This is a genomic window from Ruminococcus flavefaciens, from assembly GCF_900143025.1.
Taxonomy (GTDB): Bacteria; Bacillota; Clostridia; order Oscillospirales; family Ruminococcaceae; genus Ruminococcus; species Ruminococcus flavefaciens_I.
The window spans coordinates 1-11626 of record NZ_FRCT01000011.1 but is presented as its reverse complement, the minus strand read 5'-3'; the positions used below and the strand labels follow the sequence as shown (position 1 = coordinate 11626).

The following is an 11626-nucleotide window of genomic DNA, read 5'->3' as shown; positions in this document are numbered from 1 at the left end:
TGTGGACAGAAAGGAATCTCTGAAATGAACAATAGCTATTCAATTAAGGATATCATCAATCTTCTTTTAAGTAAGCTCTGGCTTCTGATACTTGTGACTATCATCGGAGGCACTGCGGCGTTTTGTTACTCTAAATTCGTTATGCCGCTGAAATACTCGTCGCATATATCCATGTATGTGCAGAGCTACACGGGAATTTCCGAAAACGCAAATCAGCAGAATAATATCAGCAACTCAAAGCAGTTGGTAAATACATATATGGAAGTTCTTAAAGACGATGCGGTAATGAACTCCGTAGGTGAGCTCCTGAAAAAGCAGTTCGATGAGGATACGCTTATAAAGAACTTCGGTATGTCTGAGGGTAGGATATCTCCTTCGGCTATCCGCGACTGCTATAGCATAAGTTCTGTAACCGATACATCGGCTGTAAAGATAGTTGCTACGACAAAGAATGCAGAGGTGGCTGCTGCTCTGTGCAATGACCTTACTGAGGTGGCTCCCGATTATGTGGAGGAAGCAGTTGGCGTAGGTTCGATAAATACGATAGACGTTGCAAAGGTGTACAATAATCCTGTTGCACCTAACATGAAGAAAAATGCTGTTTTAGGCGCTATGGCGGCACTTATGCTCACTTGTATGATAATCTTTCTCGTTGACTTCTTTGACAATACAGTCAGAGATACAGATGCTGTCGGCAAGGAATTCAAGAAGCCTATTATCGGTGAGATAGCTTCCTTTGGTATCGAAAAGAAAAAGAAGGATCAGGACGAGGACGCTCACGTAAAGCTTACTGATAAGAATGTTCCTTTTACAGTTGTTGAAAGCTACAAGTCCATACGTACAAATGTATCCTTTGCGCTTTCAACTGTGGATAAGAAGATATTTGCTGTTTCTTCTTCAAATCCGAGAGAAGGAAAGTCCACAACATCTGCCAATATCGCTATCGCTCTTGCACAGGGCGGAAATAAGATACTCCTTATAGACGCGGATATGCGTAAGGCTGTACAGCACAAGATATTCGGACTGAAAAATAAAAAGGGTCTTTCTTCTGCTATCAGTAAGATGAGCAAGCTTGAGGAATGTATCCAGAAGGACGTTATGGAAAATCTTGACGTAATGACAGCAGGTCCCGTACCGCCTAACCCGTCAGAGCTCCTTGCTTCAGATAATATGGGAGCTATCCTTGAACAGCTCAGTTCGGAGTATTCTATGATACTCATTGATACTCCTCCTGTAAACGTTGTTACGGACGCTATGGAGCTTGCAAAATACATTTCGGGTATTATCGTGGTTCTCAGATACGGAGTTACTACCAATGAAGATGTTGACGCGGCAATTAAGAAGGTAGAGTTCGCTCAGATGAATATGCTCGGCTTTATTATGAATGATGTCAAGATAAAGAAGGCAGGATATTATTCAAAATATAAGAATAAGTACTATTACAAGAAGGGCTACGGCTACGGCGGCTATGGCTATTACGGTTCAAAGCCAGAGACAAGCGACGATGATACAGATGTGGAAGAAAAGGAAGAAACCGTTAAAAAAGAGGCTGCTCCCAAGAAGACTAACAATAATTCCAACAATAAATCCAAGAAAAGCAACGGTAAAAAGAAAGGTAAGAAATAATGACTGAGTATCATTGTCACATACTTCCCGGTATCGACGACGGAGCTAAAGATGTTGAGACCTCTCTTGCCATGATAGAAATGATGAAGGCACAGGGAGTTGACCGCATAATCGCAACCTCTCATTTTTATGCTCACCGTGAAAAATCGGTGGCTGAATTCATGAAAAAGAGACAGGCTGCCTTTGAAAAAATAAAGGACAAGTCTGCTGTCAGAGAGATATATCTCGGGGCAGAGGTGGCAATCGAGAACGGTATTTCCGAGCTTCCAAATATTGAAAAACTGGCTGTCGAGGGCACAAGAATGATACTTCTTGAACTGCCGTACAGTGCATATGCTAAGTGGATGTCAGAGGAAATATATAATATAGGCGTTGAATTCGATTTAAAGGTGATGCTGGCGCACGTTCATCGTTACCTTGAGTATTACAGCAAGGAAGAGATGGAAGGTATTCTTTCGACCAAGGCTGTGATGCAGATAAATAATGAAGCGTTTGCAAGCTGGAAGGAAAAAAAGCTTGTAAAGCGTATCATAGCCGACGGAAAGAGATTTGCGTTCGGAAGTGATGCACATAATATCAATGACCGCAAGCCTAACTGGGACTTGCTGAAAAAGAAAGCTAAGCCTGATGTGATAGGGCTTTCCGATGAGATACTGGATAGATATAAAATTTGATAGGTACTGTATTATTGCCTGACAGAAGCTTTACGGTTCCTGTCAGGTCTTTTATTGCTCAATGCTCTGCAAAATAAAATAACCGATACCAAAAGGTATCGGTTATTTTCATATACAGTCGAAGGCTGGATTTACTGATCTTTGCACAAGATTTATTTTTCCTTTGCAGCGGCAGTTGTTACTGTGGCAGCTGCTGCGGAGACAGTTGATTTTGCAGTAGTTTTTTCTGCTGTGGTCGTACTTGTTGTTTCTGTTGTGGTTGATTCTGCTGTGGTTGTATTTGAAGCAGCTGAGGTAGTTTCTGATACAGCAGCAGAAGTTGATGCAGCAGTGGTATTTGTTGTTGTTACTGTAGTCACAGCCGTGGTGGTTATTTCAGGTTCTATGGTATCTTTTCCGCCGAGAAGATATTTCTGTAGGGAAACAAGATCTGCGATATCAACCTTTCCGTCGTTATTTACATCGGAATTTGTGGGAGGGATATAGTCGCGGCAGCTTGTCATAAGGATAGCTTTTCTAAGCAGCGGGAGATCGAAAATATCGACAGCTCCGTCGCGGTTGATGTCACCGTAATGAAGGGTAAAAGGCACATCATCGCTAAGGCTTGACGGGTTAACATATTCCTGACCTCCGTAGGCGTTGTCAACATAGAAATCACCTGTATAATCGGGGGTATCTATGAAAATTTTTATCTGACTTGCGTCCTTTGGGATAGTATATGAATAATTTGAAAGTTCGGTCCATTTTTGACTTTCTGACTTGGCTTCGGCAATGATGTCATATTGAAATCTGCCGTTTGAGTCCAGATACTGGAGTACAAGTTCAAAATCGACAGATTCTTCACTGTCCTGCATTACAAAAGCACCTAAGCTGTAAGTGTTGTCAGGGAAGAAGTTGATGTTGTTCAGATTTTTGCTTGGACCCTCCCACGGCTTTAAACGCTGAGTCACAAGCATGGAGCTTGGACCTTCGTAGCTTATGTCGCTTTTTTCGATAGACTCAGTTCCGCGCGGCTCCCATTCGTCAAGGAATGAATTGAAACTATACATGAAGAAGCAGCCTTTTTCCCTGTAAAGACTATGACCTTCTTCACTGTATTTATTGTCGTAGACATTGAGGCGCTTGCTGTCATGTCCTTCGCCAAATCTCAATCTTTTCAGTTCTGCACTTCCGTTTGATCTGTATCCCTCAATATTAAATACCACTTCGTAAATCGAACCTGTTACATCAAGTCCGAGAGCATTCCATGAGTCGAAATGCTTTGCAACATCTATGTAGTCCTTTACGTGATTGTCGGTATTTTCCTTGGAACCGCTTGTGGTGCGGATGCTCCAGTACTGGCAGAATGTGGAGGGACCTGAAATGCTGGGCTGATTATAGCGGTTTGTTTTGAATACCTCGTATTCGTGTCCGTTTACAATGGTAGTACCCAGCATCTGACTGTCTGATAATGGGCGCGGTCTGCGGCTGCCCCAGCCGTCAACTATATACCATTCCACAAGGGGATTTCTTGTCCAGCCGTATGCGCCGTAAAATGCGTCGCCGAGAGGTGTGAAGTCGAGATCATAGCTGAAGGACAGATTTGAGATCTCTTTGTAATTCTTTCTGTTGTTGTCATAATTCCTGCCGACATTTGCTATGAAGTTTTCTATGCCGTTCCATGAACAGGTAAAGGCGCCTGCGGCGGGTACGTAATCTATGGTGCCCTGACTGTTCATGTTCCACATTTCGTAGTCATAGCCGTCGATATATCCCTTGACCATCTGATCGATAGCAGAAGCTGTAAAAGGTATCGACGAGGCAATTATTGCTGTGGAAACTGCAATGCCTAAAACGGTTTTTGCTGTTTTGAATTTCAATTGTATCACTCCTCATAAAAAATCAATTTATATCGGTAACTTATTCAGGAACCGAACACATAACTGCTTATACACACATTATACATACATTAAGGAGCTATTTCAAGTCATTAATTGCCATTGAAAGTCATCGTGAACAGAAGTACTTTTGTTGCTGATAATGACGTAAATAATGAATAGAATTTGAATTACTGTAGTATCCGATACTTATTAACAACAAATCCGTTGACATTGATAACGATAAGTGATATAATGATTGCATTGTAAATCAAAGGAGTTTTGTTGCTGAGTGCAACGCGTTTAACAGGAGGTAATTATGAAGCATTTATCATTGGAGCTGCTGGCTCAGACTGTAGCTGACAAGAGAAAGTCCCTCAAACTCTCACAGGCAGCCACAGCAGAAAAGACAGGCATCAACCGTTCGTTGCTTTCAAGACTTGAAGCAGCTGATTACAATCCCTCGGTCGATCAGCTTCTGGCTTTATCGGAGGTCCTCGGCTTTGAATATACCGATCTTTTTGTTGACGATGCAGCTGAGGTAAAGACTGTAAAGCGCAAGAAGATAGCAGTTGCAGGAACAGGCTATGTCGGACTTTCTCTTGCAGTCCTTCTCTCACAGCATAATGACGTTACTGCTGTTGATATCGTTCCCGAGAAGGTGGAAAAGCTGAACAACTGGATATCTCCTATACAGGACGATTACATTGAGAAGTATCTTGCCGAGCATGAGCAGAGAAAGCTGTCTCTCAAAGCAACAACAGATGGTGAGTCGGCTTACAAGAATGCTGATTTTATCATCGTAGCAGCACCTACAAATTACGACCCTAAAACCAATTTCTTTGACTGTTCTGCTGTTGAGTCCGTACTTGAACTCATCAAGAAGGTCACAGCAAATAACAAGAAAAAGCCTACAGTTGTTATAAAGTCAACTATACCTGTTGGCTATACGGTTCAGGTGCGCGAAAAAGTAGGCATGGATAATATCATTTTCAGCCCTGAATTTCTCCGCGAGTCAAAGGCTCTTTACGATAATCTCTATCCGAGCCGTATCATAGTAGGTTCAGATGAAAATAACAAGAAGGCTGCCGAGACTTTTGCGTCATTGCTTCAGCAGGGGGCTATAAAGACTAATATACCTGTGCTTTTCATGGCTACTACAGAGGCAGAGGCTACAAAGCTTTTCGTAAATACATATCTTGCGCTCCGTGTATCTTACTTCAATGAGCTCGATACCTATGCAGAGGTAAAGGAGCTTAACACAGCCAATATAATCAAGGGCGTGTGCCTTGATCCCCGTGTGGGCGATTATTACAACAATCCTTCATTCGGATACGGCGGTTACTGTCTGCCTAAGGATACAAAACAGCTTCTTGCAAACTATCAGAACGTTCCGCAGAATATGATGACCGCTATCGTTGAGAGCAACAGGACGCGTAAGGATTTCATTGCAGACCGTATCCTTGAAATTGCAGGTACTTACGGTAACAGCGAGTCATATTCAAGTGCAAGAGAAAAGAAGCAGAAGGAGATAGTAGTAGGTGTTTACCGCCTTACCATGAAATCAAATTCCGATAACTTCCGTCAGTCATCTATACAGGGCGTTATGAAGCGTATTAAGGCAAAGGGTGCAACTGTTGTTATCTATGAGCCGACACTTGAAAACGGAAGCACTTTCTTCGGTTCGACAGTAGTGAACGATCTGAAGAAGTTCAAGAAGAAGTGCGGCTGTATCGTTGCAAACCGTTATGATTCCATACTTGATGATGTTGCAGAAAAGGTCTATACAAGAGATCTGTTCAGAAGGGACTAAGTTATGAGCAAGACAAGAATTGACCTGAATGGAAAAACCGTACTCGTTACAGGTTCACCCGGTTTTATAGGCGCAAATCTGGTGCTGAGACTGCTTGAAGAAATGACCTCGGGCACTGTTGTTTCGCTGGATAATATGAATGATTACTATGATCCGCAGCTAAAAGAATACCGTCTGGGACTCATCGAAAAGGCTGCGGAAGCATCAGCGGTAAGGCATATATTTGTTAAGGGCACTATAGCTGATAAAGCGCTGGTAGATAAGCTGTTTGAGGAATATAAATTCGACGTTGTTGTAAATCTTGCAGCACAGGCTGGTGTACGATATTCGATCGACCACCCCGATGTATATATCGAGTCGAATATTATCGGTTTCTACAATATACTTGAAGCCTGCCGGCACAATCCTGTGGAGCATCTTGTCTATGCTTCAAGCTCCTCAGTGTATGGCGGAAACAAGAAGGTGCCGTTCAGTACCGAGGATAAAGTGGATAATCCTGTAAGCCTCTACGCAGCTACAAAGAAGTCGAATGAGCTTTTGGCACATTCGTATTCAAAGCTTTACAATATCCCGTCGACAGGACTGCGCTTCTTTACGGTATACGGTCCTGCGGGCAGACCTGATATGTTTTATTTCTCTGCGACAAATACTCTTTCAAAGAACGGCACAATAAAGATTTTCAACTTCGGCAACTGCAAGCGTGATTTCACCTATGTTGACGATATCGTTGAGGGAGTATACAGAGTAATGCAGGGAGCTCCCGAAAAGGTAAACGGCGAGGACGGACTTCCCGTGCCTCCGTATGCTGTGTATAATATCGGCGGCGGCACTCCTGAAAATCTGCTGGACTATATTTCAACATTGCAGGAAGAATTAGTCAGAGCTGGCGTACTGCCTTCCGACTATGATTTTGAAGGACACAGAGAGCTTGTTGGTATGCAGCCCGGTGATGTGCCTGTGACATATGCGGACAGTAAAGCGCTTGAAGCAGATTATGGTTTTACTCCAAAAATAAGTATCCGTGAAGGACTCAGAAAATTTGCGGAATGGTATGCAGAATACTACAAAAAATAAAAATCTGAAGGGCATCGCTGTTTTAGTGGTGCCTTTTTTGTATTCAGACAAGCCTTGCTTAAATAGAATATAACAGAGGTGATCTATATGTTAGTATTAAACAGAGCAGGCTGTCATTCGCAGATAAAAAAAGTTGAATCACGAAAGGGGACTATAGTTGTCGAGAACCTTTTAACTGATAAAACAGATGTCAGAAGGCTGAAGAATGCGGAAACCGAGCTGTACAAGATCTTTGCGAAATACAGGACAAAAAACGGGATATGATAGCGATCTACGCAAGACAGTCTGTTGATCGTGCAGACAGCATATCCATCGAGCAGCAGATAGAGCTGTGCAGATATGAGACACGAGGTGAACCATTCAGGACTTATATCGACCGCGGTTACAGCGGAAAGAATACAAATCGTCCTGAGTTCATGCAGATGATGAACGATATCAGGGAGGGCTTGATAAAAACGGTAATTGTCTACAAGCTTGACCGCATAAGCCGTTCAATACTTGATTTCTCAAACATGATAGAGCTGTTCGGCAAACGAAATGTGAAGTTCATTTCAGCTACCGAGAAGTTCGATACCTCATCGCCTATGGGCAATGCAATGCTGAATATCTGTATAGTGTTCGCTCAGCTCGAACGTGAGACCATACAGAAAAGGGTCGCAGATGCCTATTATTCACGGAGCCGCAGGAGCTTTTACATGGGCGGCAATATCCCGTATGGCTTCAGAAAAGTACCGACAGTCATAGAGGGCGTACATACCTCCATGTATGAGCCTGTCACCGAAGAAGCAAGGGTTGTGGAGAGGATATTTGAGATGTATTCACAGCCCTGTACTTCATACGGAGATATAATTGATGAAATAAACCGGCTCGGGATACAGAAGCGCGGAAAGCCCTGGGTAAGACAGCGGATAAGGGAAATACTGTGCAATCCGATATATGTGAAGGCTGACCTTGACGTATATGATTTTTTCAAGGAGCACGGTGCAGAAGCAGTTGATCCGCCGTCGGACTACATCGGAGAAAACGGCTGCTATTGCTATAAAAAGCGCTCCGAGAAAAAGAAGAGCCTTTCGGATTTGGAGGGGGAGCAGATAGTGCTTGCACCTCACAAGGGTATAGTGTGTTCGTCAGTATGGCTGAAATGCCGTGAAAAATGTATGGGCAGAAAGCAGATGATACCGTCGCAGAAAGCGAAGAACTCATGGCTTTGCGGTAAGATAAAGTGCGGAGAGTGCGGCTGCGCACTTATTGCTAAGGAGTATGATGAGGGGCGTCGCAGATATCTCAGATGCTCAAACAGACTTGATTCCAAGAACTGTAAAGGAGCAGGGACGCTATATACCGATGATGTGGAACGGTTAGTAGGCAATGAGATACGTGAGAAGCTGACAATGTTCGGAAAGCTTTCGTACCATGAGCAGGATATTCGTAATAATGAGCGTATCCGTCTTGAAAGTGAGCTTGCAGAAACAGACAAGGAGATCGAAAGTCTGATAGATAAAGTAGCTGATTCCGATGCGGCGCTTTACCGCTACATAAATGAGCGTATAGCAGCTCTTGATACGAGAAAAAACGAGATAGCTCAGCGTATCGGAAAGCTGATGTGCAGTAAGGATTTCTCAATTGATGAGACAGACTGTCATCTTGACCTGTGGGAGGAGCTTAGCTTTGACGATAAGCGTCAGGTAGCAGATATACTCATCGGCGGGATATATGCAACGAGCGAGAAAATTATCATTCAATGGAGGATATGAGTCGTCTTGAACGATTCGGTGAAGCACTCCGCATAGCACAGGATAATCTTGATTCAAGAAACTTCTACGCCTGCAATCCTTCCTTTGATAAAAACTGCGGCAGAAGAAAATAACCAAAAATATGGCTTCCGATATTTTTCGGAAGCCTTTTTTGTGATATAAGCATTTCCCTGAGCAGCTCACTTTTATCTGCGGAAAAATCCCTTTTTCTCATAGGACTCGGATTTGATATCCAGAACCTTATAGCCTGATTTTTCAATAGCCTCCTTCAGTGATGCACTGTCGGGAGCTTCCTCCGAGATTATCTCGGTCACGCCCTTGCTGTGAGAGGAGGAAACTTTTTTTGCCTTGATCACGGCACGGACTGCATCTGATACGTGAGCCTCGCACATACCGCACATCATACCGTCTACCTTTATCGTTGTTTTTATCATATCTATCAACTCCTTTGTTAGTGTATACTTACAATAATATTCTAAAACATTTTTCTCACGTTGTCAAGCGGCATTAAATATTATTGCCAAAAAAGGTGTGTAAACAGTATTTTAGGTGCTTGATATTATTAAAGAGCAAAAAACAATTATGGTATTATGTACCCTGAAAAGTCTGTTTTACGATGTTCTTTGGTGAAAGTTACGGATTTGGATTGACTTTTTATGAAAAATATGGTAATATATGTATTGTCATATTATTTTTTTACTGCATAAGGAGAAAATATCATGGAAAAAATAATCAGGAAAGCGGCTGCTTTCCTTTTATCAATAGCTGTAATTTTTACCGTTTCTGTGTGCGTGCCTGCCCTCAAGGCAAAGGCTGCGGTATATGCTGTATGGCCTACAGAAGCAAAGTATAAGAATATAACGACTTATTTTGACCCTGCAAGAAATACCTATGACAGTACCGAGCATCATAATGCAATAGATATCGAAGCCGCAGGCGGAAGCAATATCTATGCGGCTTACGGCGGAAAGGTAATTTCTGCCGACTGGAAAGACGCTTATGGTTATATGGTAATACTTTACCATGCCGATCTTGGCGTATATACCTTTTACGCTCATGCTTCACAGCTTGTTGCTACAGCAGGAGCTGAGGTAAAGCAGGGCGATGTTATCGCTAAGGTGGGAAGCACGGGACAGTCCTCGGGAAATCACCTCCATTTCGGAGTATGTGACAAGCTTCTCGGAAATTTCCCTGCACGTACATATTATGATCCGATGAGCTATTTTGTATTCTCTGACAATACAGGCGGCGGGCAGACAAACAGTACTCCCGCAGCTTCCGATTGCGGCTGCTCAGAGGAATATGCAGGACTGTACACCACAAAAAATGTAGTTACCAACCTTAATATCCGCGGCGGACACGGTACTAATTTTGCTGTTACAGGTCAGATACCTGCCAATGCTGAGTTCAAGGTTACAAAGGGCAACGGACAGTGGGCGCACGTTGAGTATAAGGGCGTCAGCGGATATGCTTCAATGGATTATATGCAGCGCAAGGAAGAGCCTAAATCAGGCATGAAGATCGAAAAACAGACAGTCCCCGAGGGAACTATCGAGATAGGAAAGCCGTTCTCGATAAAGGGCGTTATCACTTCAAATCTTAAAATAACGAAGGTTTATGGTGGAGTTTATTTCCGTAACGGAGAAGCAACGAGTCAGTGCGCAGAGGCTGCTCCAAATGCATTGACATACGACCTTTCGTCTTATTTTGATAAGAACATCGAGTTCAACGCACTTTATGACGGCGAGTATACCTACAAGATAGTTGCAGAGGATACAAGCGGACAAGCGTATACACTTGTAACTTCTGATTTCGTTATAAGCAGCGATGTTTACAGCGGAGTTATGGGAGACCTTGACAACAGCGGAAATCTCAACGTTTCCGATATCGTTATACTACAGAATTATATCCTCAATAAGGGTGATGAGTTCAACAAGAGACAGTATCTTGCTTCTGATATCAACAAGGACGGAACAGTTGATGTATTCGATCTGGTCGAACTGAAAAAAGCAGTAATTGCTGTAACTGAATAACAAATAAGGGAGTACCGCTTATGTGGTACTTCTGTTTTTAAGGAGAAGCTATGAAAGCAGAAGCTATAGTAAAGGAACTGAAAAAACAGTATAAAAAAGGGAGTACACTGCTCGTAGGCATTGACGGTCTTGGCGGTGCAGGCAAAAGCACGATAGCAGAGGAAGTGAGCAGACTTCTTGAAGCTGAGGATATACATACCGAGATATTCCATATCGACGATTTTATTCACCCAAAAGCGGTTCGCTATAATGACGATTACCCTCAATGGGAGCAATATTATTATCTGCAATGGCGGTACGAGCATTTTCTGAGCTCTGTTGTGAAGCCTTTGCGTGAGGAGAGAGAAGCTCCGCCTATGGAGCTTTATGACAAGGATAATGACAGCTATATCACGGATATAAGGAGCATACCCAAAGGAAGTATAGTCATCACAGAGGGCATTTTCTTACAGCGTGAGGAGTTGAAAGACACATTCGACTATATGATATACGTAGATGTAGCCGAGAAAGAAAGGCTCAGCCGTGTGCTTCTCAGGGACGGCTATATCGGAGATGAAGCGGATATACGCGAAAAGTACGAAAAACGCTATTTCCCTGCGGAGCATTTCTACGCAGAAAAGTACAGACCTGCTGAAAATGCAGACCTTGTTATATGAAAAAAGCAGCACTCAGTAACCTCGATACCCATATAGCAGTTTTGTAGTATTTATTGAGAGAACCCCTTTTGAAAAAGGGGCTTCTCTCAAACTCTCTCCCGAAAACTTTCAGTTTTATTTTTTCTCAGATAGGGCACACC

General features: G+C 42.9%; 11 protein-coding genes. 9 read left to right on the top strand and 2 right to left on the bottom strand.

The features are described from left to right. Positions 1-24 precede the first annotated feature (24 nt). Together BUB28_RS11490 and BUB28_RS11485 are read left to right on the top strand one after the other, a co-directional pair. The gene (locus tag BUB28_RS11490; protein WP_072951561.1) at positions 25-1626 is read left to right on the top strand and encodes a tyrosine-protein kinase domain-containing protein; all 1602 of its coding nucleotides are present in this window, start codon (positions 25-27) and stop codon (positions 1624-1626) included. Beyond that, positions 1626-2300 (top strand): CpsB/CapC family capsule biosynthesis tyrosine phosphatase, encoded by a 675-nt coding sequence (locus BUB28_RS11485; protein WP_242939987.1) that lies wholly within the window; start codon positions 1626-1628, stop codon positions 2298-2300. The genes BUB28_RS11490 and BUB28_RS11485 overlap by 1 nt, the downstream gene beginning before the upstream one ends. Positions 2301-2452: 152 nt before the next feature. Here the strand turns inward: BUB28_RS11485 and BUB28_RS11480 are convergent, their stop codons facing one another. Next, the gene (locus BUB28_RS11480; protein WP_072951557.1) at positions 2453-4159 is read right to left on the bottom strand and encodes a glycoside hydrolase family 11 protein; all 1707 of its coding nucleotides are present in this window, start codon (positions 4157-4159) and stop codon (positions 2453-2455) included. 316 nt (positions 4160-4475) lie between these two features. On the opposite strand from BUB28_RS11480, the gene BUB28_RS11475 reads away from it, so the two are divergent. The 5 genes from BUB28_RS11475 (at position 4476) to BUB28_RS11460 (ending at position 8910) form a co-directional block, all read left to right on the top strand. Further along, positions 4476-5969, top strand: coding sequence for a nucleotide sugar dehydrogenase (locus BUB28_RS11475; RefSeq protein WP_072951556.1), 1494 nt, complete (start codon positions 4476-4478; stop codon positions 5967-5969). 3 nt (positions 5970-5972) lie between these two features. Beyond that, positions 5973-7043: an NAD-dependent epimerase/dehydratase family protein gene (locus BUB28_RS11470; protein WP_072951554.1), complete on the top strand. Its 1071-nt coding sequence runs from the start codon at positions 5973-5975 to the stop codon at positions 7041-7043. A gap of 87 nt (positions 7044-7130) precedes the next feature. After that, on the top strand, positions 7131-7307 hold the full coding sequence (locus BUB28_RS17090; protein ID WP_175547849.1) for a hypothetical protein: 177 nt from the start codon (positions 7131-7133) through the stop codon (positions 7305-7307). After that, positions 7304-8797, top strand: a complete 1494-nt coding sequence (locus tag BUB28_RS11465) for a recombinase family protein (protein WP_072951552.1) — start codon at positions 7304-7306, stop codon at positions 8795-8797. The genes BUB28_RS17090 and BUB28_RS11465 overlap by 4 nt, the downstream gene beginning before the upstream one ends. Then, on the top strand, positions 8785-8910 hold the full coding sequence (locus BUB28_RS11460) for a hypothetical protein (RefSeq protein ID WP_347497343.1): 126 nt from the start codon (positions 8785-8787) through the stop codon (positions 8908-8910). Before BUB28_RS11465 ends, BUB28_RS11460 begins: the two co-directional genes overlap by 13 nt. 72 nt (positions 8911-8982) lie before the next feature. Here BUB28_RS11460 and BUB28_RS11455 read toward each other — a convergent pair whose 3' ends face one another. Further along, positions 8983-9231 (bottom strand): heavy-metal-associated domain-containing protein, encoded by a 249-nt coding sequence (locus tag BUB28_RS11455; protein WP_072951550.1) that lies wholly within the window; start codon positions 9229-9231, stop codon positions 8983-8985. A 285-nt stretch (positions 9232-9516) separates the two neighbouring features. On the opposite strand from BUB28_RS11455, the gene BUB28_RS11450 reads away from it, so the two are divergent. Further along, on the top strand, positions 9517-10830 hold the full coding sequence (locus BUB28_RS11450) for a peptidoglycan DD-metalloendopeptidase family protein (protein WP_072951549.1): 1314 nt from the start codon (positions 9517-9519) through the stop codon (positions 10828-10830). 50 nt (positions 10831-10880) lie between these two features. Next, positions 10881-11486 (top strand): nucleoside/nucleotide kinase family protein, encoded by a 606-nt coding sequence (locus tag BUB28_RS11445; RefSeq protein ID WP_072951547.1) that lies wholly within the window; start codon positions 10881-10883, stop codon positions 11484-11486. Positions 11487-11626 lie beyond the last annotated feature (140 nt).